The organism is Sinorhizobium chiapasense, assembly GCF_036488675.1.
In the GTDB taxonomy this organism is placed as follows: Bacteria; Pseudomonadota; Alphaproteobacteria; order Rhizobiales; family Rhizobiaceae; genus Sinorhizobium; species Sinorhizobium chiapasense.
The window spans coordinates 1068209-1092481 of record NZ_CP133148.1 but is presented as its reverse complement, the minus strand read 5'-3'; the positions used below and the strand labels follow the sequence as shown (position 1 = coordinate 1092481).

Below are 24273 nucleotides of genomic sequence, written 5' to 3'. Positions count from 1 at the left end.
CTATTTCCGCTGGCCGCGGACCTGCTTGGCGATCCGGTCGAGAACTGCGTTGACGAGCTTGGGCTCCTCATCCTCGAAGAAGGCCTTGGCGATCTCGACATATTCGGTGACGATTACCGGAACCGGGACATCCTTGCGCTCGAGCATCTCGAAGGTACCGGCGCGCAGGATCGCACGGACGGTGGAGTCGAGCCGGGACAGTGCCCAATCGTCCTGAAGGGCGGCGCCGATCAGCGGGTCGAGCATGCGCTGGTCGCGCACGACGCCGGACACGATAGAACGGAACCACGAGGCGTCCGCCTTCAGGTATGTCTCTCCGTCCAGTTCCCGACCGAGCCGGTGCTCTTCGTATTCGGCGACGATCTCCAAGACGCCGGTGCCGCCGACATCCATCTGATAAAGCGCCTGGACCGCTGCAAGGCGCGCGGCACCACGCTGGTTGACCTGCTTCAGCGGCTGTTCCGAGGGAGTCTTCGTCACTGTTCTGCGCCCAATTTCTCTTTCAGTTCGATCATGGTCAGCGCCGCACGCGCAGCGAAACCACCCTTGTCGCCTTCCGACCGGCGGGCGCGTGCCCATGCCTGGTCATCATTCTCAACCGTCAGAATGCCGTTGCCGAGCGCAAGGCTTTCGCTGACGGCGAGATCCATCAGGGCACGCGAAGATTCGTTCGCGACGATGTCGAAATGGTAGGTCTCGCCGCGGATAACCATGCCGAGCGCGACGAAGCCGTCATATTCGGTGCCGCCCTCGTCGGCGCCGTCGAGCGCCATGGCAATCGCCGCGGGAATTTCCAACGCCCCCGGAACTGTCACAATATCATAAGTCGCGCCGGCCGCATCGAGCGCGTGCTTTGCACCGTCGAGCAAGGCGTCGGCCATATCATCATAGAAGCGCGCTTCCACAATCAGGATGTGGGCGGACTTGGTCTTCGCCATGGATCACCTGTCTTTGAAAATTTGGGCCGGACTGACCGGCGCAGGCGGCGGTCAAACCATGCCCGACGGAGAATGGCAAGCAAATTCCGCCAGCCGGAGGCCATTTGCCGCGCCGGTGCTCCTTGCGGCGCCGGCGCCCGCAGGACCGTATTCGCTTGCAACAGCTTTGATTGCACCTAAACCTTAGGTGCAGTAGCGTCGATTCTGCAAGGCGGAGCTGTCCCACTTTCGGCGATGGCGATGGCGATGGCGACGTTGCGAAAATAGGAGGAACACGATGACGGAAGCGCGAAAGCCGATCGTCAACCTGAAGAACCTCAAACTCGAGCACTGGCAGCGCGGCTCGTTTTTCGAGTCGAGCGACGTTTCTTTCGGCGCTCTCCTCGGCCTCAAGGATCTGGCCATCGGCTACGGCGAGGTGCCGCCGGGGAAATCCGGCTGTCCCTTTCACAACCATCATGTCGAGGAGGAGCTGTTCATCATCCTGGAGGGAGAGGGAACCTATCGCTTCGGCAACGAACGCCACGAAGTCGGTCCCGGCGACGTGCTGGGCGCGCCGGCCGGTGGGCCGGAAACAGCGCATCATCTGATCAACACGGGCACGATAGCGCTCAAATACCTCTCCATCTCGACGATGGCGGCCACGGAGATCTGCGAATATCCCGACTCCGGCAAATTCCTGGCAAAGACACGGCGTCCCGGTTCGCCAGCCGCTTCATTCCGGTTTATCGGCCGCTCCGCATCCACAACCGACTACTGGGACGGCGAACCTGGCGCCTGACTTTAACTCCCCCGCAAGAATCTGGATCGAAACATGCACAGCATTCCCACCATCGAAACCGAACGACTTCTGCTGCGCCCCTACCGGCGCGACGATTTTGCCGCCTATACCGCGTTGTTCGCCGACGAGGAGGTCACGCGCTACATCGGCGGCATCCCCTATTCGCGCGAACAGTCCTGGACACGCTTCCTGCGCCAGGTCGGCATGTGGCACTATTTCGGCTTCGGCTTCTTCGCAATTCAGGAGAAGGCAACCGGTGCCTTCATCGGCGAAGCCGGCTTCCACGACGCCCATCGCATGATCACGCCGTCCCTCGAAGGCACAATGGAAATGGGCTGGGCGCTTTCCCCCAGAACGCATGGCCAAGGGCTGGCAACGGAGGCGGTGACCGCGGCCCTCGCCTGGGCCGATCGTCAATTTCCGGCCTTGAAGAAGACCTGTGTCATCGACATCGGCAACCAGGCGTCGATCCGGGTGGCCGCCAAGCATGGCTTTGCGGAGTTCTGGCGCACAACCTATCACGGCAACCACGTGATCTTGTTCGAACGGCGCCTTAAGTCCGCGGCCTAGACTGCCCCCCGGTTCGCGAACATGAACAAATTTTAATTATTTTTCAGAGCGTTATGCCCTCGAAAGGGCCACATTCCGGCCCAGCGTATCAACGTTGAAACGACGTAACTCTCGGTCGCGCGACGGGAGCGCCGCCTCAACCAGTCGAAACAGTCACGCGCCTCTTTCGCTGTGGGTGACCTCACCCGCAAGGGATGGGTGCTGGCCATCGCGGGACGCCTCTGCCCGTTGAAGACGCGCCGGAGACCCGCGGGCGTTCAAAGGAGCATGACTATGAACCGCTTTGCGAAAATCTCCGTCATCGCCACCCTCTCCGCCTTGAGTTTCGGCGGCATCTCTTACGCGGCCGGTGTCTATATGAACTGGCCGAACCAGATCGATCGGACCGTTCGAAACCTCAAGGGCGACAATTTCAGGATCGTCGACGTCGACACGCTAAGCCGGATGAGCGAAACCCGCGCCAGGATCGACGCGGAAACGCCACAACAGATGGCAGCCCTCCATGCCGCGGTCGACGGCAACAGGGCGCGCGCCGCCAAGCTGAAGGCACGCGATGTCGAGATGAACAACATCGCCGGCGCAGCGCAGGCGGCCGACGGTAGTCTCACGCTCTATGTGCGTTGAAACCGTGCCCTAGCAACTGAATCCGCCCCCGCTTGTCAGGGGCGGATTCATTTCCGCTATTGTTATTCCGCCCTGGGCGCGGGAAATTCTGCCAGCCGTGCCGCGTAACGCGCCATCGTATCAACCTCGAAGTTGACAAGATCGCCGGCCCGCCGTTCGCCCCACGTGGTGACTTCGAGCGAATGACGGATCAGGAGCACGTCGAACTCGGCTCCGTCCACCTTGTTGACGGTGAGCGAGGTTCCGTCGAGGGCGACGGAGCCCTTGGGCGCCACGAACCTGGCAAGATGCTCCGGCGCGCGTAGCCGGAAGCGCACCGCGTCGCCTTCCGGCTCGACGGAGAAGATTTCGGCCCTGTCGTCCACGTGGCCGGACACAAGATGGCCGCCAAGCTCGTCACCGATCTTCAAGGAGCGCTCCAAATTGATGCGTGTGCCCTCTTGCCATCCGGCGATCGTCGTCAGCCGAAGTGCCTCTTCCCACGCCTCGACCTCGAACCACCGCTCATTGCTGCCTGCCTCTGGCAGCGCGGTGACCGTCAGGCATACGCCCGAATGGGCGATGGAAGCGCCCAAATCGATCGTCTTCGGGTCAAAGTTGGTGGCAACCCGAAGCTTGATGCCTTCTTTCAGTGGCGTGACGGCCTCAACCGTACCGATATCGGTGACAATGCCTGTGAACATCAGATGTCTCTCTCATAATCCTCGAAAATATCGTCGCCATAGCGCGCCGTCCGTCGAAGCACGAAACCGGCCGGAACAGACTGCCGATCAAATGGGGATCGAATCCCATCTCTGCCAATGCTGATCGGGCCGACGAAGAGCAGGATACGGTCGACAAGATCAGCATCGAGGAACGCGCGCGCCGCCCGCGCGCCACCTTCGACCAGCAGCGAGGAAATGCCGCGGGAGGCAAGCGCCGTCAAAAGGTCTGGAATGCTGTCGGCGTCCAGCACCTCCACGCCAGCGGCCTCGAGCACAGCGCGACGCTTGGCAGCTTCCTCATCGAGCCTCGCATCGGCCACGGCAATCACCGGAACATCTCGCGCCGAACGGACGAGATTCGAGCGGACTGGCAGATCGAGACGACGATCGAGAACGATACGGATCGGGGAGCGGTCTTCCAATCCCGGCAATCGCACGGTCAGTTCCGGATCATCGGCGGCCGCCGTGCCGATGCCGACCAATATCGCGTCGGTCTCCGCGCGCAGCACCTGTACTCGCGCACGCGAAACGGTGCCAGTAATCCGAACCTGCCCCTCCCCCGTGCGGCCGATCATTCCATCCCGGGAAACCGCAAGCTTCAGGGTCACATGCGGGCGTTTCATGCGCTGACGCATGAGGTAGGCCTCAAGCGCCCGCTCTCCGTCGCGATGGAGCGTGCCGATGTCGGCGGCAATGCCCGCGTCGCGCAGCATCACCACGCCGCGTCCGGCAACACGCTCGTCCGGGTCGAGAATTGAAATGACGACGCGTGCGACACCGGAGGCGATCAAAGCGTCGGCGCAAGGCGGCGTCTTGCCGTGATGCGAGCAAGGCTCGAGCGTGACATAGGCGGTTGCTCCTTCCGCCTTCTCCCCGGCTTCGGCGAGCGCCTGCGTCTCGGCATGCGGGCGTCCCCCCGGCGCTGTAACAGCCCTTCCCACAATCGTTCCGTCCTTGACGATGATGCAGGCGACAGAAGGGTTCGCCGACGTCTGGCCGAGATTGCGCCGGGCGAGGCGCAGCGCCGCCGCCATGAACCTTTCGTCCTCGCGCGTCGGCGCTGTCATGCTTTGCTCCGCTTGGGCCTATTCGCCGGGATCGCGCGCGATCTTGGCGCTGATCTCCGCGATGACTTTCTCGAAATCTTCCGCGTGCGAGAAATCGCGATAGACCGACGCGTAGCGGACGAAGGCGACATCGTCGAGGCTCTTCAGGGCCTCGAGCACCTGCAGACCGATTTCTTCGGAAGGGATTTCCGTTTCGCCTGAACTCTCAAGCCGGCGGACGATGCCCGACACCGCGCGCTCGATGCGGTCCCGATCGACGGGGCGTTTCCTGAGGGCAATTTCGAATGAACGGAGCAGCTTGTCCCGGTCGAAAGGCACCTTCCGGCCGGTTTTCTTAATAATCATCAGCTCACGCAGCTGCACCCGCTCGAAGGTCGTGAAGCGGCCGCCGCAATCCGGGCAGATGCGGCGGCGGCGAATGGCATTCCCGTCCTCTGCCGGACGGGAATCCTTCACCTGGCTGTCTTCGGAACCGCAATAGGGGCAGCGCATGCAGCCGTCCGATCACATGTAGCTGTACATCGGGAACCGGTCGGTGAGCTTGATCACCTTCTCGCGCACTCCAGCTTCGACGGCAGCGTTGCCCTCGTCGGAATTGGCGACCTTCAGGCCGTCAAGCACCTCGACGATCAACTCGCCGATTTCCTTGAACTCGGCTTCCTTGAAGCCGCGCGTCGTGCCGGCCGGCGCACCGAGGCGCACGCCCGACGTGACGAAGGGCTTTTCCGGATCGAAGGGAATGCCGTTCTTGTTGCAGGTGATATAGGCGCGGCCGAGCGCGGCTTCCGCCCGCTTACCGGTCGCGTTCTTCTTGCGCAGGTCAACGAGCATCAAGTGATTGTCGGTACCGCCCGAAACGATGTCGAGGCCGCTGGCCTTCAGCGTTTCGGCAAGCGCGCGGGCATTCTTAACGATCTGGGCCGTATATTCCTTGAAGGAGGGCTGCAGGGCCTCGCCGAGCGCAACGGCCTTGGCCGCGATCACGTGCATCAGCGGGCCGCCCTGGAGACCGGGGAAGACGGCCGAGTTGATTTTCTTGGCGATGTCCTCGTCATTCGTGAGCACCATGCCGCCGCGCGGACCGCGCAGCGACTTGTGCGTCGTCGTCGTCGCGACGTGGCAATGCGGGAACGGAGAGGGATGCTGGCCGCCGGCAACGAGACCAGCGATATGGGCCATGTCCACCATCAGCCAGGCGCCGACTTCATCGGCGATTTCGCGGAAGCGCTTCCAGTCCCAGATGCGCGAATAGGCGGTACCGCCGGCGATGATGAGCTTCGGCTTGTGCTTGCGGGCCTTCTCGGCGACGTCGTCCATGTCGAGCAGGTGATCGTCCGCGCGGACGCCGTAGGAAACGACGTTGAACCACTTACCGGACATGTTGACCGGCGAGCCATGGGTCAGGTGACCACCGGAGTTGAGATCGAGGCCCATGAAGGTGTCGCCCGGCTGCAGCAGCGCCAGGAAAACCGCCTGGTTCATCTGCGAACCGGAGTTCGGCTGGACGTTGGCGAAGTTGACGCCGAAGAGCTTCTTGGCGCGTTCGATCGCCAGTTCCTCGGCGATGTCGACGAACTGGCAGCCGCCGTAGTAGCGCTTGCCCGGATAGCCCTCGGCGTATTTGTTCGTCATGATCGAGCCTTGGGCCTCGAGCACCGCGCGCGAGACAATGTTCTCGGAGGCGATCAGCTCGATCTCGTGGCGCTGGCGCCCCAGCTCCTTCTCGATTGCACCGAAGATCTCCGGATCGCTTTCCGCAAGAGAGCGGGTGAAGAAGGCGTCATTGGTTTGTGCAAGCATCGGCTCGAGGCTCCTCTCAAAGGTGGTCGTTCTTTAGCTTCCTCGCACGCGGAGAGCAATATCCGCTGTGCGGTTTGCGCCATTTCCACCATCCGCCGCGCCGAACGACTCTGCGCGCACGCCAAGAAAAAGGCCGCGCTCGTTGAGATGCGCGGCCTTTGTCGGTGAAGTCGGGAGTTTGCTTATTGCGGCAAAGCGTCCTGTTCGATGGCGCCTGCCGACTGCTCGATTCCCGTTGTCGTCTGGAGCGCGAGCTCGGCAGCACCGTCGCGCTGATAGATGTCGTCGCGGAACTGTACGACCCGGTCTTTTGCCGACCAGGCGGTGACATAGGTGAAGTAAACCGGGACTTCCTCCGCGAGCGTGATCGGCGTATTGACGCCGGACTTGATCGTCGCCTCCATCTGCTGACGGGACCAGCCAGGCGTTTCTTTCAGAAGCCAGGTCGAGAGGTCGCGCACGTTCTGGACGCGCACGCAGCCCGATGACTCGAACCGCATCAGCTTGTTGAACAAGCCCTGCTGCGGCGTGTCGTGCATGTAGACCGCGTGCTCGTTGTGGAAGTTGATCTTCGTCGACGACATCGCGTTGATCTTGCCCGGATCCTGCCGGAACATCAGGTTCGGCGCCTTCTCGGCGTTCCAGTCCACCGTCTCTGGCGAAACCTCGTTGCCGCTGCCATCGAAAAGACGGATCGCATTGCGCTCGAGATAGGTCGGGTCCTTGCGCATCAGCGGCATGATGTCCTTCTGGACGATCGAGCGCGGCGCGGTCCAGTAAGGATTGAGGATCACCTCGTAGATCTTCGAATTGAGAATCGGCGACTGGCGGTCGATCTTGCCGACGATTGCGGTGTGGCGCAGCACCACCCGACCATTCTCGACGGCCTCGATATAGGCGGCCGGAATGTTGACCATCACATAGCGGCGACCGAGATCACCGGACATCGACTGGAGGCGAACAAGGTTGGTTTCAAGCTGGCCAAGGCGAGTCGTCGCATCGACGTTCAACGCTTTCAACGTGTATTCGCCGATGACGCCGTCGGCCGGCAGGCCGTGGCGCGCCTGGAAGCGCTTCACCGCACCGTCGACGTAGGAATCGAAGGAAGAGGAGACACCGGCCGAACGCGGCAGGTCGCCGGAAACCATCAGGCGCTGGCGCAGTTGCTGAACGGAGGGATCGGTGACCCCCAGCTCCAGCTTCACCGAGGTCGTGACCATCGGCCAACCGCCGGCAGCAACGATTTGCTGATAGTCATAGATCGCCTGCTGGAGATGGCTGATCGTTTCGGGCCCGAAGACCGGCGTGTTGGAAAGAACGGCCGTCGCCGTGCGCGATGCCTTGGCGTCGAACTGGTCATCCCAGGAACCGCGGCGCGGTGAATTGATGATCTCGTTCAGAGCATCCTGCGCGCTGGCGGCGCCCGCCCATGCGGCGGCGCCGAAACTTGCGGCCGAGCGCAGAAATGCACGGCGCGAGAAAGCATCAATCCCGTTCTTTTTCGACATAGTCCCTACCATCCCAATGCGCCGATAGGCGCGCTGCCCGAGCCCTAGCACGAACGTGGTTAACAAAGGTTAACCCCTGTGCCACCTAGCTCTCACGTCGGTTCACGTTACAGCGCCGCGCCTCCAATCGGACGCGGAGAGGTCGCTGTAGCACTTTGAACTGCTGCAATGATTTTGCCCTTAAAATCGATTCCGATTTAAGGAATCATGCAGTAGTGCGCGCGAAAGCATCCAGCCGGCAGGCGGAACACGAAACGAATCCCCGTCGTAACCCGAGAGCAAACCTGCGGCATCGAAGCGTCGCTCCCACAGCAATATGGCCAATTCGTGTCTCGGGATTCAGACGGCTGCCGATCCCAGCCACATTCGCGCCCGGCGACGGACTTATGGGAGCGACGACGACGACAGAACACAGCAAAGGTCGGACACGCAGGGGTTGCGCCCGACCCTTGAACTGGAGGTTTGCGATTTGATCAGAGGCGATAGAGGATCTGGTCGTTCCAGAAGCGGTCGAGACGCTGCAGGAGCTTGTTCATCTGGGTGAATTCGTCGGAGCCGATGCCGCCGACCTTCTGGATCGAACCGATGTGGCGCTCGTAGAGTTTCGCGACGGTTTCGGCGATGTCCTGGCCCTCTTCGGTCAGGCTGATGCGGACCGAGCGGCGGTCGACACGGGAGCGCTGGTGGTTGATGAGACCCAGATCGACCAGCTTCTTGACGTTGTAGGAAACGTTCGAGCCGAGATAATAGCCACGCGAGCGGAGTTCGCCGGCGGTCAGTTCGGAGTTGCCGATGTTGAAGAGCAACAGCGCCTGGACGGCATTGACGTCGCTGCGGCCCTGACGGTCGAACTCGTCCTTGATGACGTCGAGCAGGCGGCGGTGCAGACGCTCGACAAGGTGAAGGGATTCCATGTAAAGACCACGGATCGTTTCTTCCTGCGGGTCTCGGGGCGCAACTGCCTGCGGCTTCATTTTCGTGTTCATTTGACTGCCTCACTGTTTTGTTTGGCGGTGTCTGTTTGTCTTCCCGCCTTGAGTGAGACCCTATCGAATACGTATAAAATTCTACTTAAACCGCAGCCTTAACATGAACTTACCGTCGGGCGAGCGTGTCTCAGGGTGAATCAACCCTTACCTTCCGCGCCTGCCGCAGTCGCTGCACGAAAAGCGCAATGCGGAAAAGAACGAAGGTTACGGCGACAGCCCCGTGGAGCACGAAAAGCAAAGGCCGCGCGCCGAAAATGCCAGGGTAGAACTCATGCACGGCGATTTCGATTGCCGCGGCGAGCACCCAGACAACGGGCCCCCAGGAAACCAAAAGCCATAGGCCGATTGCAGCGACCGGATAGACGACGGCAAGGGCGGTGGCCGCGGCGCGCCACTCCGGCGGCAGCAGATCAAACCGGCCGGCGCCGTTGTGGGAAAATCCGATGAGCATCGCCCAATAGTTCAGGGCGAACCAGAAGCAGGACGCCGACACCAGGCGCAGGAACCAGCCGAAGAGCACTTCGGTCAGCGAGGGCTTCGGCACATGAGCAGAATCGTGAAGCATGCGCGGCAACATAGGCCGAGTACTTCCTCAGATCTACCGGCAAGTACTGCGAGGCTCGCGCGCCGCCCTACGGCGCCGTGCGCCTAATCAGACGCGCAACGAAAAACATGCCGCAGGGAAAGACGGGAGCAAATGCCGCAGCCGACGATGGGGCTGTGCAGTTTTCAACCGACGGCGGTACATGGTAAAGCGCGTTCTGCAGTGCAAATGAAGAAGGAAGGGGCGCGATGAACGACAAGACAAATCTTGTGGACAGGATAACGGGACACCGCCGCATGCGCCGCAACCGCAAGGCGGACTGGACGCGACGGCTGGTGCAGGAAAACCGCCTGACCGTCGACGACCTGATCTGGCCGATCTTCATCGTGCCGGGCAGCGGCATCGTCCAGCCGATCGACGCCATGCCGGGCGTGAACCGCATGAGCGTCGACAAGGCGGTCGAGGCGGTGAAAGAGGCGGCCGACTTTGGTATCCCGGCGGTTGCCACGTTCCCGAACATCGACATGGCGCTGCGTGACGAAACTGGCTCCAACAGCCTCGCCGCCGACAATCTGATCAACGAGGCGACCCGCGCGATCAAGAAGGCGGTGCCGAACATCGGCGTCATCACCGACGTCGCGCTCGACCCCTTCACGAGCCATGGCCATGACGGCATCCTCCGTGACGGCGAGATCGTAAACGATGAAACCGTGGAGGTCGTCGCCAGAGCCGCGGTGACGCAGGCCGATGCCGGATCGGACATCATTGCCCCGTCTGAAATGATGGACGGGCGCATCGGCGCGATCCGGGAGGCGCTCGACGCCGCCGGCCACCAGAATGTCGGCATCATGTCCTACGCGACGAAATTCGCCTCCGCCTTCTACGGCCCGTACCGTGAGGCAATCGGCACCGGCGGTCTGCTGAAGGGCGACAAGAAGACCTATTACATCGACCCGGCCAACGGTACCGAGGCGATCCGCGATGCCGCGCTCGATGTCGAGGAAGGTGCCGACATGCTCATGGTCAAGCCAGGCCTGCCGTATCTCGACATCTGCTGGCGGATGAAGGAGGCCTTTGGCCTGCCGGTTTTCGCCTACCAGGTTTCCGGCGAATATGCGCAGGTGAAGGCAGCTGCGGCCAATGGCTGGATCGATGGCGAACGAGTCATGCTGGAAACGCTGCTTGCTTTCAAGCGGGCGGGCTGCGACGGGATATTGAGCTATTTTGCGGTCGAAGTGGCGCGCATCCTGGCAAAGCGTTGAGTGGCATCCGCATTCAGCGAGCGTTGTTTTGTCGAGGCTCATTCCCCATATCTGATCGGCAACAATGTGAGGCACGCTGATGAGCATGCATAACGAACAAGTGAGATTCCCGAGCGATGACTGGCGCGCCTATCAGGGCGTGCTGTCGCGGCGAGTGTTTGCCTTCATCATCGACTACGTGATCATCGCCCTGCTCTGGATTCCGGCGGCGGTCGTCGTGTTTTTCCTGGGCATTCTCACGCTCGGCCTCGGATTCCTCCTCTATCCCGTGCTCTTTGCGCTTGTGGCGATGCTTTATTTCGGGCTGACGGTCGGCGGCCGCGATCAAGCCTCGCCGGGCATGAGAATCATGGGCGTGGCGATCGCCCGCACGGACGGACGGCCGATGGATTTTCTGACGGCGATCGTCCATCTGGTGATCTTCTGGATCGCCAACGCGCTGTTGACACCGCTCATCCTGCTCATCGGTCTCTTCACAGACCGCGGCCGGCTTTTGCATGACCTCCTGATCGGCACGGTCACGGTTCGCCGTGATATGTATTAATGCCTGCGGGTTATCCCTGCGCCCTACGGGCGGCAAGGCACCAATTCCGTGAGGAATGCCTAAACGAGTGAGTTGACGTTTTTCATTCTTAGGCCATGCTATTGCGATGAGTAACCGCACGAAGAGTGGCCCCCACGTTCGATGAACACGCAGACCGCACCGTCTCCACAATTCTACCTGACTGCGCCGGCACCCTGCCCGTACCTGCCGAACGAGATGGAGCGAAAGGTCTTCACCCACATGGTGGGCGAACGGGCCCCGGAACTGAACGACCTCCTGACGCAGGGAGGCTTCCGCCGCTCCCAGAACATAGCCTACCGGCCGGCCTGCGAAACCTGTCGCGCCTGCATCTCGGTGCGCATCCTTGCGAACGAGTTCGCGCCGACGCGTTCGATGCGGCGGGTGCTCGCCACCAATCGCGACGTGATCTCGGCCGAATACCCCGCCGAGCCCTCGAGTGAACAATACAACCTCTTCCGCCGCTATCTCGACCGGCGGCATCAGAAGGGGGGCATGTCCGACATGTCGGTGCTCGATTACGCCATGATGGTCGAAGACACCCATGTGCATACGAAGATCATCGAATACCGCTTGCGGATCGAAGGCGACGGCGTCAACGAAAAGGCCAAAGGCCCCTTGATCGCCACGGCCCTGACCGACCGAATGGGCGACGGCCTGTCGATGGTCTATTCCTTCTTTGATCCGGCGCTCTCCGAGCGTTCGCTCGGCACGTACATGATTCTCGATCATATTCGCCGGGCGAAGGAGCGCGGCCTGCCCCACGTCTATCTCGGTTACTGGGTCAAGGGGTCGCGCAAAATGGGGTATAAAACAAAGTTTTTGCCGCAGGAGCACCTTATGGCCCGCGGTTGGGAGCGCTATTCTGCCGATGACGCATCCACCGAAACGGACTGAGAATTGACACCTTCCTTTGACGCCGCCCGGCACCGGCGCGGCCTTGCCATCACCGGCCTCGGCGGCCTCGCCCTTTCCTTCGACATTCCGCTCATCCGTTCGGCGAACGGCGAGGTGTGGTCGATTCTCGCCTTGCGCAGTCTTTCAACCTTCTTCGTCGCACTTGCCGCCTGGTTCGTGCTCAATCGTGTCCTTGGCCGCCGCGTTGCCTTGATCCCCGGTAAGGCGGGTCTGATCGCCGGTCTCTTCTACGCCATCAACTCCTTCACCTTCCTGCTCGCCGTGTTCAACACCTCGACGGCGAACGTCGTCTTCGTACTTGCCTTCACGTCGATGTTCGCGGCGATCCTCTCCTGGATCTTCCTCAAGGAACGGCCCTCGAACGCCACGCTGCTGACGATGGCCGTTATGGTTTTCGGCGTCGGGGTGATCGTGCAGGACGGGCTCGAAAGCGGACACCTCTTCGGCGACGCGATGGCCGCCTGCTCGGCCTTCCTGCTGGCAGGCGCAATAACCATCGCCCGCAAGAGCGGCCGAGACATGGCGCTGGTGCCGCTGACGACCGCAATCTTCCCCGCCGTTGCCGCCTTCCTGCTCCTGCCGTCGAGCGGCCTTTCGATTGCAGAACCCGGCTACATTCTCTTCAACGGCTTGGTGGTGATCCCCCTCGCCTTCTTCTGCCTCGCGACGGGCCCGCGGTATCTTTCCGCGCCGGAGGTCGGCATGTTCTATCTGCTGGAGACGATCCTCGCTCCGATCTGGGTGTGGATCGTCTTTTCGGAAACGCCGACGACGCAGACGCTCCTTGGAGGAGCCGTCCTCATCCTCGCCCTGATCGGCCATTCGCTCTGGCAGATGCGCTACAGGGCGATGAAGGCGCAGATGCAATGTGCGGAACTGGGATAGGCTCACCTCGACTGCATGTTTCCTTAAACTGGAGCCGATTCAAGGATAAAACATGCAGCGTTTCAAAGTGCCACAGCGTCCGTTGCGCGTCTGACAAGACGCGCGGCGTTGCAGAGCAATGCCCGATCACTGCGCCCCGCCGGGTCCGGGTTCGTGCGAAACGCCCTGCATCTGGGAACGCATCGTCCAGAGTTCGCGATTGGTATTGATCCACTTTGCCGCGATCTCGAGCGGCGCCGGATCGGCGGTGACGATCTCCCCGCCCTCCCTCTGCTGCCGGGCAATCAGACCTGCGCTTTCCATGATGGCAAGATGCCCGGAGAGATCATCCCGTTTCATACCGACGGCAGCGGCGATCTCCGCGACGCGCGTCGCGCCCGCAAACAAGACCTCGAATATGCGGCGGCGTATCGGATCGGCAAGAGCCAGCAAGGTTGCGTCAAGAGCGGAGGCCATGACATTCACCCCTCTGGAGAGGAACATTGAACCACGAAGGCAATCCGTCAGCGGCGCCTTCGACTGCATATTTCTTCAAATCTGAGCCGATTTAAGGACAAAATATGCAGTAATTCAAAGTGCTAGCGCATCGGCCCGAAAATCGGAATCGATTTTTGGAAAGCACGATGCGTAGATTCAAAGACTTACAGCGTCCTTTGTGCGTCCTGAAGGACGCACGGCGCTGTAGTGCGACCCTTATGCGTCTGAAGACGCATGGCGCGGTGGATCAGCCGTTGAACTTGCCGCTCCGCGGAAAGCCCTTCGGCACGGTTCGTCCGGCTGCGGCACGGTCGCCGAGCCACTCGATCAGCTCATCCTTCATCTTGGTGAAGACGCGACCCGCGCTGTCTTCCCAGGTGAGACCCTCCGCAATCGTAAAGCATCGAATGTCGGAAATGCCGCCATCCTTGTAGCGCTGCAGCCGGACGCCCTTGCCGCGCGCCATTTCGGGGATCTGCACCAATGGAAAAACAAGCATCTTGCGGTTTTCGCCGACGACCGCCACGTGATCGCCCTTGACGGGAACCACGAGTTTCGCTTCGTCCGGCATGCCGACGTTCATCACCTGCTTTCCCTTGCGGGTATTGGCGACGATATCGCTTTCGGTGACGACAAAACCGTTTCCTGCAGCGGATGAAATGATGAGCTTGCGTGCCGGATCATGGACCAGGGCGGTCAGGACGTCCTGATCGTTCTCCATGTCGACCATGATGCGCAAGGGTTCGCCGTGGCCGCGCCCGCCGGGCAGCTTGTCGCCGCCAAGGGTGTAGACCTTGCCGCCCGTCGTGAAGACGAGGATCTTGTCCGTCGTCTGCGCCGGGAACGCCACTTTCAGCGCGTCTCCCTCCTTGAACTGGAGCGATGACGTGTCGGAAATGTGCCCCTTCAGGGCGCGGATCCAGCCTTTTTCCGAAATGACGACAGTGATCGGTTCCTTCTCGATCATCGCCTGCTGAATGGCCTCGACATCGGCCTCCGGGGCATCGGCGAAAGTGCTGCGACGCTTGCCGAGTTCAGTCGCCTTCGCGAACTTCTTCTTGACCTCGCCGATTTCCCAGGCAACGGCCTGCCACTGCTTCTCGTCCGATGCGAGCAACGCCTCGATCTCCGCCTTTTCCTTCGACAGCGCGTCGAATTCGGTGCGGATCTCGAACTCTTCGAGCTTGCGCAAGGAGCGCAGCCGCATGTTGAGGATCGATTCGGCCTGGAGATCGGTGAGCGTGAAACGCTCCATCATCACCGCCTTCGGCTCGTCCTCCTCGCGGATGATGCGGATCACCTCGTCGATATTGAGGTAGGCGACAAGATAGCCGCCGAGAATTTCCAGCCGGCGGTTGATTGCGGCCAGCCGATGGCGCGAGCGCCGCTGCAACACTTCACGGCGATGAGCCAGCCACTCCGTCAGCACCTCGTTCAACGCCATGACGCGCGGCACGCGGCCCATCGAGAGCACGTTCATGTTGAGCGAAATACGGCTTTCGAGCTCGGTCAGCTTGAACAGCGACTCCATCAGCAGGCCAGCATCGACCGAGCGGCTCTTTGGCACGAGCACGATTCGCACGTCTTCGGCCGATTCGTCGCGAATGTCCTCGAGCAGCGGCAATTTGCGGGCGACCAGCAACTCGGCGATCTTCTCGATCAACCGCGACTTCTGGACCTGATAGGGAATCTCCGTGACGACGATCTGATAGCCGCCGCGGCCCAGATCCTCCGAAACCCAGCGTGCGCGAACCCGGAAGCCGCCGCGACCCGTCCGGTAGGACTCGATCATGCTTGCCCGGCTTTCGACGATCACGCCGCCCGTCGGCAAGTCCGGTCCCTCGATGCCACCCTTCTGGGGGTTGGCGGGATCGAACAGCAGGTCCTCGACCGTCGCATCCGGATGACGGATGAGATAAAGGGCCGCGTCGCAAAGTTCATGGGCGTTGTGCGGCGGAATGGAAGTCGCCATCCCCACGGCGATACCCGACGCGCCGTTCGCGAGAAGGTTGGGGAAAGCGCCGGGAAGCACGACCGGCTCCTGGTCTTCCTCGTTATAGGTCGGGCGGAAATCGACGGCGTCCTGATCGATGCCTTCGAGGAGAAGGGCCGCAACCTCCGTCATCTTCGCTTCGGTGTAACGATAGGCGGCAGCGTTGTCGCCATCGATGTTGCCGAAGTTGCCCTGTCCATCGACGACCGGGTAACGCTGCGAGAAGTCCTGCGCGAGGCGCACAAGAGCATCGTAGACGGACTGGTCGCCATGCGGGTGGAACTTACCGATGACGTCGCCGACGATGCGCGCGCATTTCTTGAATGAGGAATTGGGTCTCAGCCCCATCTCGCTCATGGCGTGGATGATGCGGCGGTGGACGGGTTTCAGGCCGTCGCGAACATCCGGCAGTGCGCGATGCATGATGGTTGACAGGGCATAGGCGAGATAGCGCTCTTCCAGCGCCGCCTTGAGGTCAACCGGCTGAATGTTGTCGTCCCCGCCCGATGGCGGCAAAAGGCTTTGTCCCATGCCCTCTTGCTACCGCAACCGGTCGCCAACGGCAAGAATTTCAAGGCACCGCGTTGTGGAGAACACGGCCTCTACAGCGCCGCGCGTCTTATGAAACACGCGAAGGACGCTGTAGCATTTTGAATCGCTGCATATTTACTTAAATCGACAACGATTTAAGTAAATATGCAGTAGGACGCGTCGTGTCTACGACCGCCCACAGCGGTAAGGTTCCGGAAACGATGATCCGCGGGGAACTAGCACCATCCAATCTGGCGAATATAATTCTGCCCTGTTTCGTATTAGCTTCAGGGTGTGCTGATTTGGCCGATTTGAAATTGAGGATTCGAGTGAGGGTATCCGCGTTCGAGATGTCAGGCTGTCCGCAAGGGGCAAGCCGACCGTCGCAGGGATCGTTCAGGCTCCATCGGGGCAGTTGACGGATCGCGCAGAGATCACTCAGATTAGCGATAACCGATCCCAGAAACAGCTTCACATCAAACATTTTTGATAAGGAACTCGATAATGACGCATACGCGCAAGATCCGCCTGATGATGGCGAGCGCCGCCCTTCTCACACTTGCCGGCCCCGCCTTCGCCCTGGATGGCGCGGACATGATGAAGAAGCTTGATGCGGCTCTGTCCGCCAACGGCACGTCGATCCGCTTCGACAAGGCGGACGTGAACGGCGACGTGGTCACGGTGACCGGCGTCAAGCTGCAGACGGCAGCAAATCCCGGAGAGGCAGCCAACATCGGTAACGTCACCTTCGAAGGTGTCGAGGAGAGCGAGGATGGCGGCTATTACGCCGAGACCGTTACGCTCCCGGATATCAATGTCAGCCAAGACGGCTCCAGGTTCTCGGCACGGAATCTGTCGATCGGCGGATTGTCGATCCCGGGCAATCCGGCCGGCGACACGATCAACGACATCCTGCTTTACGAGACGGCAGGAACCGGACCGATCGTGATCAATGTCGAGGGCAAGGACGTCTTCACGGTCGAGAGCACGGAAGCCAATCTGACGCGGCAGGAAAACGATGCCGGCTTCGACTTCGACGCATCTCTCGCCGGGCTCAAGGCAGATCTCTCTGACGTCGAGGACGCCAAGGCGAAGGAAGCTATCGAAAAGCTGGGGCTGACCAAGCTCGACGGCGAAGTCACCATGAAGGGCAGTTGGGAACTGCAGAGCGGCAACCTTGCCCTCAGTGAATATGCCCTCGACTTCAAGAATGTCGGCCGCCTGAACATTGCCATGGACTTTTCCGGATATACGCTGCAGTTCATGAAGGCGCTGCAGGAAGCGACAAAAGCCGCAGAAGCGAACCCGAACAAGGAAGAGGCCAATCAGGCGATGGGCCTCGCGATGATGGGCCTCATGCAGCAGCTGACGTTCAACAGCGCCTCGATCCGCTTCGACGATGCTTCGATCACCAAGAAAGCGCTCGACTACGCCGGCAGCCAGCAGGGCGTCACAGGCGATCAACTGGCGCAATCGCTAAAGGGCCTAGTGCCGATCATGATGGCTCAGCTCAACGTACCGGAGTTGCAAAACCAGGTTTCGGCCGCCGTCAACGCCTATCTTGATGGACCGAAGAGCCTGACGATCAGCGCCAAGCCGGAGAAGCCGGTTCCCTTCCCGATGATCATGGGCGCCGCCATGGGCGCGCCGAACACGATTCCCTCGGTACTCGGCGTGAAAGTGACGGCGAACGACTAACGCCTCCCGCAGCAATTCAAAGTGGTACAGCGTCCTTTGCGCGTCTGATAAGACGCGCGGCGCTGTAGACGCCCGCGAAAGCTCAAGTTCGATCCCGATCGAGCCCGGCGATGCGCCGCCGGGCTTTTTCTATCCCGATTGATTAATGATATCATCCACTGCTTGATGCTCTGAGGCGGTCGCCTATCTATTTTTACGTATGGTTGCCGACAATTGCGCATTCCCGACCGATGAAACGGAAGGAGGACGCCATGGGACTGAAGCATTCGGATATCACCGCCATCCTCGGCCCAGTCGACGAAACACTGATGGCCGAGCTACTTGCGACGGGCGCGACAGCGAGCGAACTCGCCGAGGCGATTGCTTGGGTCAACAATGACGAGGCCCTGATCGGCGAAGGCCGCCATCTTCCGGCCGGCCGCGTTGCGGCGTTGATCGACATCCTGACTCCGGAGGAAGACGACGAGGAATTGTAGTAGCAGTCCGGCTTTTCAGGGAGCGGACGGCGGCGTGCGCCTTGGAGCCGGTGGACGCAAGAACGTGGAAGACGTGATGACAACGGTGATCCGGTAGCCCGTTGCGGGGGCGATTACCGATCACCTTACAGTTTCCGTGTCGAGGGAGGAGCACATGGCTGCCAAGGAAGTCAAATTCAATACCGATGCCCGCGACCGCATGCTGCGCGGCGTCGACATCATGGCCAATGCCGTTCGGGTCACCTTGGGCCCCAAGGGCAGGAACGTGGTCATAGACAGATCCTTTGGCGCACCGCGGATCACCAAGGACGGTGTGTCGGTCGCCAAGGAAATCGAACTCGAGGACAAATTCGAGAACATGGGCGCACAGATGCTGCGCGAAGTGGCCTCGCGCACGAGCGACATTGCCGGCGATGGCACGACCACTGCGACCGTGCTTGCCCAGGCGATCGTCAAGGAAGGCGCCAAGGCCGTCGCTTCCGGGATGAACCCGATGGATCTGAAACGAGGCATCGACCTTGCCGTCGAGGCCATCGTCAAGGAACTCAAGACCCACTCCCGCAAGGTTTCAAAGAATGCGGAAATCGCCCAGGTGGCCACGATCTCCGCCAATGGCGATGCCGAGATCGGGCGTTACCTGGCCGAGGCGATGGAGAAGGTCGGCAACGAGGGCGTGATCACCGTCGAGGAGGCCAAAACCGCCGAGATCGAGCTCGAAGTCGTTGAAGGCATGCAGTTCGACAGAGGCTATCTCTCTCCCTACTTCATTACCAATCAGGACAAGATGCGGGTCGAGTTTGAAGATCCCTACATCCTGATCCATGAAAAGAAGCTCTCCAATCTCCAGGCCATGATCCCGATACTCGAATCGGTGATCCAGTCCGGCAAGCCGCTCCTGATCATCGCCGAAGACGTCGAAGGCGAAGCGCTGGCAACGCTCGTCGTCAACAAACTGCGCGGCGGCCTGAAGATCGTTGCGGTCAAGGCGCCCGGCTTCGGCGACCGCCGCAAGGCCATGCTCGAGGATATCGCGATCCTCACCGGTGGCACGGTGGTTTCCGAGGATCTCGGTATCAAGCTCGAGAACGTGACGATGGATACGCTCGGGCGGGCAAAGCGGGTAATCGTCGAAAAGGAGACGACGACCATCGTCGATGGTGCTGGTGAAAAGGCCGATATCGGCGGACGCATCAGCCAGATCAAGGCGCAGATCGAGGACACGACATCAGACTATGACCGTGAAAAACTGCAGGAGCGGCTCGCCAAGCTCGCCGGTGGCGTCGCGGTCATCCGCGTCGGCGGTTCGACCGAAGTGGAGGTCAAGGAAAAGAAGGACCGCGTCGACGACGCCTTGCATGCGACGAGGGCGGCGGTCGAGGAAGGCATCCTTCCCGGCGGCGGCGTCGCACTGCTGCGCGTCGTCAAGACACTCGGCAACGTGCCGACTGCCAATGACGACCAGCGCGTCGGCGTCGAGATCGTCCGTCGCGCAGTCGAGGCGCCCGTGCGCCAGATCGCCGAGAATGCGGGCGCCGAAGGCTCGATCGTCGTGGGCAAACTCCGTGAGAAATCGGACTTCGCCTACGGCTGGAACGCGCAGACCGGAGAATTCGGTGACCTCTACGACATGGGTGTAATCGATCCGGCCAAAGTCGTGCGCGCAGCACTGCAGGACGCCGCCTCCGTGGCAGGCCTGCTGGTGACGACGGAAGCGATGATCGCCGAGAAACCGAAGAAGGAAGCGCCGCCTCCGATGCCCGCGCCCGGAATGGATTTCTAAAAAGCAACCTCGACACCCAGAAACGCCGGGGCGCAGCTGCGCCCCGGCGCCTTCATGTTATGCGCTGAGCAGGTCCAGAGCTCCCGAGGAGCCTCGGCTACCTAATCGATCCACGCGCCTCAAGCTGGTTCAGTATCGATGCCCGCCTCGACCAGCTCCTTGAAGCCGCCGATGTTGAATACTGACGTGTAGCCCATGTCCAGCAGCGTCTTTCCGGCAAGGGCCGAACGGCCGCCGGACGCACAATGCAGCAGGACCGTCTTGTCCTTTTGGAAGGCCGGATTGTGGTATTGGCTTTCCGGGTCTGCGCGAAATTCCAGCATCCCCCGCGAGACGTTCAGCGCACCCTTGATCTTTCCGGTTTGCTGAACCTCGGTCGGATCGCGGACATCAACGATAAGCACATCGCCGGAACGCATCTTCTCGGCCGCCTCGGTGGGCGACAATTTCGGGACAACACTATTTGCTTCCGCCAGTAGGTCCTTGACGTTCTTCGCCATCGCTCACTCCACCCAAAACGCTGCCATAGCGCAGCGGAGAAAGGAGACGCCTTGAGAGAAATCCTGTCAAGGCGAGCAACGGCACCGCAACGTTTGGGGCGGCGTCGCGGTGGGAGGGTGCGAGGGACCGAGCTTATCTCGTCTGAACCAGATTGCTGCAGGCCCAGCAGCCGAATTTGGCTGCGTGGCAGTGTGGCAGTGTGGCCGACGGCGAGCCCGCTCGACCACAAAAAAACCCGGCGGTAGAAACCGCCGGGCCGTGCTTGCACGCTGAAGGACCTCAGTCCTTCTTCTGAGGAATCGGACGGATTGCCAGCTCGCGCAACTGCGTCGGCGTCGCCGGCGACGGCGCGCCCATCAGGAGATCCTGGGCCTGCTGGTTCATCGGGAAGAGCGAAATCTCGCGCAGGTTCTTGGCACCTACCAGGAGCATGACGATACGGTCGATGCCGAAGGCCATGCCGCCATGCGGCGGCGCGCCGTACTGGAAGGCGCGGTAGAGCCCGCCGAACTGCTCCTCGACTTCCTGCCGGGATTTACCCGTCAACTCAAAAGCCTTGACCATGAGTTCCGGCAGCTGGTTACGGATGGAGCCGGACGCAATCTCGAAGCCGTTGCAGACCATGTCATATTGGTAGGCCTTGATGGAGAGCGGGTCGTCGCCGTTCAACGCCTCGAGCCCACCCTGCGGCATCGAGAAGGGGTTGTGAGCGAAATCGATCCTCTTTTCTTCGTCCAGCCATTCGTAGAACGGGAAGTCGACAATCCAGCACAGTTCGAAGCGGTCACGATCGACGAGGTTCAGTTCCTCGCCCGCCTTGGTGCGGGCTTCGCCGGCAAACTTGTAGAACTTCGCCGGTTCACCGGCGACGAAGAAGCAGGCGTCACCGTCCTCGAGACCGAGCTGCGTGCGAATCGCTTCGGTGCGTTCCTCGCCGATGTTCTTGGCAAGCGGACCGGCGCCTTCGAGCTTCTCGCCCTCCTTGCGCCAGAAGATGTATCCGAGACCGGGCTGGCCCTGGCTCTGTGCCCAGGCGTTCATGCGGTCGCAGAACGCTCTGGAGCCACCGGTCTTGGCCGGAATCGCCCAGACCTCGACCCGCGGGTTGGACGCGATCATGTTGGCGAAGACCTTGAAGCCCGAACCAGCGAAGTGCTCGGTCACGCTTTGCATCTCGATCGGGTTCCTGAGGTCCGGCTTGTCGGAGCCATATTTGCGGATCGCTGTGTCATAGGGAATGCGCGGGAACTTTTCGGTCACCGGCTTGCCGCCGGCGAAATCCGTCAAGACCGAGCGGATCATCGGCTCCATCGTGTCCCATACGTCTTCCTGCTCGACGAAGCTCATTTCGAGGTCGAGCTGGTAGAATTCGCCCGGCAATCGGTCGGCGCGCGGATCCTCGTCGCGGAAACAGGGCGCGATCTGGAAATAGCGGTCGAAGCCCGCGACCATCAGAAGCTGCTTGTACTGCTGCGGCGCCTGCGGCAGCGCGTAGAAGGCGCCGGGATGAATGCGGCTCGGCACGAGGAAGTCGCGCGCGCCTTCCGGCGAGGAGGCTGTCAGGATCGGCGTCGTATATTCCGTGAAGCCGATTTCGCTCATGCCCCGACGCATGGCCGAAATGATCTCGGTGCGCTTGACGATGTTACGGTGCAGCGTCTCGCGGCGGAGATCCAGGAAGCGGTATTTGAGGCGGACGTCTTCCGGATAATCCGGCTCGCCGAAGACCGGCAGCGGCAATTCCTTGGCCGCCGACAGAACCTCGATCTCGCGGGCATAGAGTTCGATCTCGCCGGTCGGCATGTTCTTGTTGACGGTTTCGTCGGTGCGCGCCTTAACCGTTCCGTCGATGCGGATGACCCATTCGCCGCGCACTGTTTCTGCCGTCTTGAAGGCCGGAGAATCCGGGTCGGCAACGACCTGGGTCATGCCATAATGATCACGCAGGTCGATGAAGAGCACGCCGCCATGGTCGCGGACGCGGTGAACCCAGCCGGAAAGGCGAACGGTGGAGCCGACATCCGACTTGCGGAGGGCGGCACAGGTGTGGCTGCGGTAACGGTGCATCGTCTAATCCTGGAATTGCTGAAAACCGCGCAGGCCGCATGGGGGCGCGCGGCAGATCAAAATCGGGCGGAAAAGCGCATGATGCGCCGGTTTTGTCAAGGCCGCGGCTTGTTCCGGCAATCAGAGTAGCGAGCCGGCGCGCTGCTGTCGCCACGGTCATTGCAGGCAGGTGGCGCAAAAAGAAGGCAAAAGGCCACAAATCACGACTGTCCCCGACGGTGGGCCGCCGCTAAACAGGAAGCAGGCCGGTATTCCCCTTGAGTCGCGGCCATTATCCGGATGCTTCCTGCCCCCATGTCCCAGATCCGCCCGCTCATCCCGCTTCTTGTCACCGCAGGCATTCTCATCGGCGGCAACGGTCTACAGGGAACGTTCATTTCGCTGCGAGCGCTCGAGGAGGGATTCTCGACCTCGCTGATCGGGCTCGTCGGTGCCGGCTACAACATCGGCTTTGCGATCGGCTGCGTCTATGTCACTCGCATTCTCCGGGCAATCGGCCATATCCGCACCTTCTCGGCGATGGCCGCGATTGCATCGGCAGCGGCCATCTCGATGGTGCTGCTCATCGACCCGTGGTTCTGGTTCCTGATGCGGCTTCTTGCCGGCATCTGTTTTGCCAGCCTCTTTGCAACCGTCGAGAGCTGGCTGAACGCCAGTGTCACCAACGCCAACCGGGCGCGCACGCTTTCAATTTACCGCCTCGTGGACCTCGGCTCCGTTACCGCCGCGCAATATGTGATCCCGGGTGTCGGCATCGGTGGGTTCGAGCTTTTCGCAATCATCTCGATGGCGCTGACGCTCTCGCTGGTACCGATTTCCTTTGCCGATCGGTCAAGTCCTGTCGCCCCGGAGGCGATCCGGTTCGACGTCAAGGCGCTATGGAACATCTCGCCGCTCGCGACGGTCGGCTGCATCGTCGTCGGCCTCACCAACGCGGCATTCCGGTCGCTGGGGCCGATCTATGCGCAGGGTATCGGCCTCTCTGTGACCGCAATCGCGACCTTCATGAGTGCGGGCATCATCGGCGGCGTGGTGCTGCAATACCCGCTCGGGCACTATTCCGACCAGATCGACCGGCGGCTGATCATCCTGATCGCGACGCTCGGTTCGCTTCTGGCCGGGCTGTTCCTCGCCTTCTGCGCGGGCAGCGACGAGTGGCTGAATTTTGCCGGCATCTTCGCCTTCGGCGCCTTCGCGATGCCGCTCTACTCGCTCTGTTCCGCACATGCCAACGATCATGCGGCCGAGGGGCAGCACGCGCTGGTCTCCGCCGGCATGCTGTTCTTCTGGTCGCTCGGCGCGATCATCGGCCCACTCTTCGCCTCCTTCATGCTCGATCTCTTCGGACCACAGGCCCTCTTCATCTATACTGCGGCGATCCTCGCCCTCTTCATGCTCTATACGCTCCAGCGCATGACAGCGCGTGGGCCGGTCCCGACGGAAGAGCGCGCCATGCCGTTTCGCAATCTCCTGCGGACCTCATCCTTCTTCAACAAGCTCGCTGGCGGCCAGCAGCGAGAAGACACGCGGTAGCGGCGGCGGCGGCAAGATGACCGGCGGGGCGAATTGCTGATTATGAAAATCAGGTTTAGAAACAG

General features: G+C 61.3%; 24 protein-coding genes. 11 read left to right on the top strand and 13 right to left on the bottom strand.

The window, feature by feature from the left end; translation table 11 throughout:
- Complete coding sequence (gene nusB / locus RB548_RS05215) at positions 1-480, bottom strand: transcription antitermination factor NusB (RefSeq protein ID WP_331373965.1); 480 nt, start codon at positions 478-480, stop codon at positions 1-3.
- Complete coding sequence (gene ribH, locus RB548_RS05210; RefSeq protein ID WP_331373964.1) at positions 477-938, bottom strand: 6,7-dimethyl-8-ribityllumazine synthase; 462 nt, start codon at positions 936-938, stop codon at positions 477-479. The genes nusB and ribH overlap by 4 nt, the downstream gene beginning before the upstream one ends.
- Positions 939-1215: 277 nt before the next feature.
- Here ribH and RB548_RS05205 point away from each other — a divergent pair, with 277 nt between their 5' ends.
- The 3 genes from RB548_RS05205 (at position 1216) to RB548_RS05195 (ending at position 2913) form a co-directional block, all read left to right on the top strand.
- Positions 1216-1719: a cupin domain-containing protein gene (locus RB548_RS05205; protein ID WP_331373963.1), complete on the top strand. Its 504-nt coding sequence runs from the start codon at positions 1216-1218 to the stop codon at positions 1717-1719.
- Positions 1720-1752: 33 nt separating this feature from the next.
- The gene (locus tag RB548_RS05200) at positions 1753-2289 is read left to right on the top strand and encodes a GNAT family N-acetyltransferase (protein WP_331373962.1); all 537 of its coding nucleotides are present in this window, start codon (positions 1753-1755) and stop codon (positions 2287-2289) included.
- A 273-nt stretch (positions 2290-2562) separates the two neighbouring features.
- Positions 2563-2913, top strand: a complete 351-nt coding sequence (locus tag RB548_RS05195) for a hypothetical protein (protein ID WP_331373961.1) — start codon at positions 2563-2565, stop codon at positions 2911-2913.
- A 62-nt stretch (positions 2914-2975) separates the two neighbouring features.
- On the opposite strand, the gene RB548_RS05190 is transcribed toward RB548_RS05195, so the two are convergent.
- The 7 genes from RB548_RS05190 to RB548_RS05160 form a co-directional block, all read right to left on the bottom strand.
- Positions 2976-3596 (bottom strand): riboflavin synthase, encoded by a 621-nt coding sequence (locus tag RB548_RS05190; RefSeq protein ID WP_331373960.1) that lies wholly within the window; start codon positions 3594-3596, stop codon positions 2976-2978.
- Positions 3596-4684, bottom strand: a complete 1089-nt coding sequence (gene ribD, locus RB548_RS05185; protein WP_331373959.1) for a bifunctional diaminohydroxyphosphoribosylaminopyrimidine deaminase/5-amino-6-(5-phosphoribosylamino)uracil reductase RibD — start codon at positions 4682-4684, stop codon at positions 3596-3598. The genes RB548_RS05190 and ribD overlap by 1 nt, the downstream gene beginning before the upstream one ends.
- Positions 4685-4702: 18 nt before the next feature.
- Entirely contained in the window at positions 4703-5176 is a 474-nt protein-coding gene (gene nrdR / locus RB548_RS05180; RefSeq protein WP_003529310.1) for a transcriptional regulator NrdR, read from the bottom strand.
- A 12-nt stretch (positions 5177-5188) separates the two neighbouring features.
- Positions 5189-6484, bottom strand: coding sequence for a serine hydroxymethyltransferase (glyA, locus tag RB548_RS05175; protein ID WP_331373958.1), 1296 nt, complete (start codon positions 6482-6484; stop codon positions 5189-5191).
- 182 nt (positions 6485-6666) lie between these two features.
- The gene (locus RB548_RS05170; protein WP_331373957.1) at positions 6667-7992 is read right to left on the bottom strand and encodes a L,D-transpeptidase family protein; all 1326 of its coding nucleotides are present in this window, start codon (positions 7990-7992) and stop codon (positions 6667-6669) included.
- Positions 7993-8465: 473 nt separating this feature from the next.
- A complete protein-coding gene (gene ldtR, locus RB548_RS05165; RefSeq protein WP_180940688.1) occupies positions 8466-8978 on the bottom strand; it encodes a transcriptional regulator LdtR in 513 nt (170 codons plus the stop codon).
- A gap of 130 nt (positions 8979-9108) precedes the next feature.
- Positions 9109-9546, bottom strand: a complete 438-nt coding sequence (locus RB548_RS05160; protein ID WP_331373956.1) for a DUF6163 family protein — start codon at positions 9544-9546, stop codon at positions 9109-9111.
- 227 nt (positions 9547-9773) lie between these two features.
- Here RB548_RS05160 and hemB point away from each other — a divergent pair, with 227 nt between their 5' ends.
- The 4 genes from hemB (at position 9774) to RB548_RS05140 (ending at position 13152) form a co-directional block, all read left to right on the top strand.
- Positions 9774-10787: a porphobilinogen synthase gene (gene hemB, locus RB548_RS05155; RefSeq protein WP_331373955.1), complete on the top strand. Its 1014-nt coding sequence runs from the start codon at positions 9774-9776 to the stop codon at positions 10785-10787.
- Between the two features lie 79 nt (positions 10788-10866).
- Positions 10867-11331 (top strand): RDD family protein, encoded by a 465-nt coding sequence (locus RB548_RS05150; protein WP_331373954.1) that lies wholly within the window; start codon positions 10867-10869, stop codon positions 11329-11331.
- Between the two features lie 141 nt (positions 11332-11472).
- Positions 11473-12246: an arginyltransferase gene (locus tag RB548_RS05145; RefSeq protein ID WP_331373953.1), complete on the top strand. Its 774-nt coding sequence runs from the start codon at positions 11473-11475 to the stop codon at positions 12244-12246.
- 3 nt (positions 12247-12249) lie between these two features.
- Positions 12250-13152 (top strand): DMT family transporter, encoded by a 903-nt coding sequence (locus RB548_RS05140; RefSeq protein ID WP_331373952.1) that lies wholly within the window; start codon positions 12250-12252, stop codon positions 13150-13152.
- A gap of 126 nt (positions 13153-13278) precedes the next feature.
- On the opposite strand, the gene RB548_RS05135 is transcribed toward RB548_RS05140, so the two are convergent.
- The gene (locus RB548_RS05135; RefSeq protein WP_331373951.1) at positions 13279-13608 is read right to left on the bottom strand and encodes an ArsR/SmtB family transcription factor; all 330 of its coding nucleotides are present in this window, start codon (positions 13606-13608) and stop codon (positions 13279-13281) included.
- A 268-nt stretch (positions 13609-13876) separates the two neighbouring features.
- Positions 13877-16153, bottom strand: a complete 2277-nt coding sequence (gene parC / locus RB548_RS05130) for a DNA topoisomerase IV subunit A (RefSeq protein WP_331373950.1) — start codon at positions 16151-16153, stop codon at positions 13877-13879.
- Between the two features lie 504 nt (positions 16154-16657).
- Here parC and RB548_RS05125 point away from each other — a divergent pair.
- The 3 genes from RB548_RS05125 (at position 16658) to groL (ending at position 20107) form a co-directional block, all read left to right on the top strand.
- Entirely contained in the window at positions 16658-17851 is a 1194-nt protein-coding gene (locus RB548_RS05125; RefSeq protein ID WP_331373949.1) for a hypothetical protein, read from the top strand.
- A gap of 251 nt (positions 17852-18102) precedes the next feature.
- Positions 18103-18327 (top strand): hypothetical protein, encoded by a 225-nt coding sequence (locus RB548_RS05120; protein ID WP_136504214.1) that lies wholly within the window; start codon positions 18103-18105, stop codon positions 18325-18327.
- 154 nt (positions 18328-18481) lie between these two features.
- Positions 18482-20107, top strand: a complete 1626-nt coding sequence (groL, locus tag RB548_RS05115) for a chaperonin GroEL (protein WP_331373948.1) — start codon at positions 18482-18484, stop codon at positions 20105-20107.
- Between the two features lie 119 nt (positions 20108-20226).
- Here the strand turns inward: groL and RB548_RS05110 are convergent, their stop codons facing one another.
- A complete protein-coding gene (locus RB548_RS05110) occupies positions 20227-20607 on the bottom strand; it encodes a rhodanese-like domain-containing protein (RefSeq protein ID WP_331373947.1) in 381 nt (126 codons plus the stop codon).
- 280 nt (positions 20608-20887) lie between these two features.
- A complete protein-coding gene (gene aspS / locus RB548_RS05105; RefSeq protein WP_331373946.1) occupies positions 20888-22675 on the bottom strand; it encodes an aspartate--tRNA ligase in 1788 nt (595 codons plus the stop codon).
- Positions 22676-22969: 294 nt separating this feature from the next.
- Between aspS and RB548_RS05100 the strand changes: the two genes are divergently transcribed.
- Entirely contained in the window at positions 22970-24208 is a 1239-nt protein-coding gene (locus tag RB548_RS05100) for an MFS transporter (RefSeq protein WP_331373945.1), read from the top strand.
- Positions 24209-24273: the final 65 nt, after the last annotated feature.

Bases quoted from the DNA above. Each gene is read 5' to 3' on its own strand.
- RB548_RS05190 (WP_331373960.1), bottom strand. From the start codon at position 3,596: ATGTTCACAGGCATTGTCACCGATATCGGTACGGTTGAGGCCGTCACG.
- aspS (WP_331373946.1), bottom strand. From the start codon at position 22,675: ATGCACCGTTACCGCAGCCACACCTGTGCCGCCCTCCGCAAGTCGGAT.
- glyA (WP_331373958.1), bottom strand. From the start codon at position 6,484: ATGCTTGCACAAACCAATGACGCCTTCTTCACCCGCTCTCTTGCGGAA.
- RB548_RS05100 (WP_331373945.1), top strand. From the start codon at position 22,970: ATGTCCCAGATCCGCCCGCTCATCCCGCTTCTTGTCACCGCAGGCATT.
- RB548_RS05145 (WP_331373953.1), top strand. From the start codon at position 11,473: ATGAACACGCAGACCGCACCGTCTCCACAATTCTACCTGACTGCGCCG.
- RB548_RS05150 (WP_331373954.1), top strand. From the start codon at position 10,867: ATGAGCATGCATAACGAACAAGTGAGATTCCCGAGCGATGACTGGCGC.
- RB548_RS05170 (WP_331373957.1), bottom strand. From the start codon at position 7,992: ATGTCGAAAAAGAACGGGATTGATGCTTTCTCGCGCCGTGCATTTCTG.
- RB548_RS05135 (WP_331373951.1), bottom strand. From the start codon at position 13,608: ATGGCCTCCGCTCTTGACGCAACCTTGCTGGCTCTTGCCGATCCGATA.
- RB548_RS05160 (WP_331373956.1), bottom strand. From the start codon at position 9,546: ATGCTTCACGATTCTGCTCATGTGCCGAAGCCCTCGCTGACCGAAGTG.
- ldtR (WP_180940688.1), bottom strand. From the start codon at position 8,978: ATGAACACGAAAATGAAGCCGCAGGCAGTTGCGCCCCGAGACCCGCAG.
- hemB (WP_331373955.1), top strand. From the start codon at position 9,774: ATGAACGACAAGACAAATCTTGTGGACAGGATAACGGGACACCGCCGC.
- RB548_RS05205 (WP_331373963.1), top strand. From the start codon at position 1,216: ATGACGGAAGCGCGAAAGCCGATCGTCAACCTGAAGAACCTCAAACTC.
- RB548_RS05110 (WP_331373947.1), bottom strand. From the start codon at position 20,607: ATGGCGAAGAACGTCAAGGACCTACTGGCGGAAGCAAATAGTGTTGTC.
- RB548_RS05200 (WP_331373962.1), top strand. From the start codon at position 1,753: ATGCACAGCATTCCCACCATCGAAACCGAACGACTTCTGCTGCGCCCC.
- groL (WP_331373948.1), top strand. From the start codon at position 18,482: ATGGCTGCCAAGGAAGTCAAATTCAATACCGATGCCCGCGACCGCATG.
- nrdR (WP_003529310.1), bottom strand. From the start codon at position 5,176: ATGCGCTGCCCCTATTGCGGTTCCGAAGACAGCCAGGTGAAGGATTCC.
- RB548_RS05125 (WP_331373949.1), top strand. From the start codon at position 16,658: ATGACGCATACGCGCAAGATCCGCCTGATGATGGCGAGCGCCGCCCTT.
- RB548_RS05195 (WP_331373961.1), top strand. From the start codon at position 2,563: ATGAACCGCTTTGCGAAAATCTCCGTCATCGCCACCCTCTCCGCCTTG.
- parC (WP_331373950.1), bottom strand. From the start codon at position 16,153: ATGGGACAAAGCCTTTTGCCGCCATCGGGCGGGGACGACAACATTCAG.
- ribH (WP_331373964.1), bottom strand. From the start codon at position 938: ATGGCGAAGACCAAGTCCGCCCACATCCTGATTGTGGAAGCGCGCTTC.
- RB548_RS05120 (WP_136504214.1), top strand. From the start codon at position 18,103: ATGGGACTGAAGCATTCGGATATCACCGCCATCCTCGGCCCAGTCGAC.
- ribD (WP_331373959.1), bottom strand. From the start codon at position 4,684: ATGACAGCGCCGACGCGCGAGGACGAAAGGTTCATGGCGGCGGCGCTG.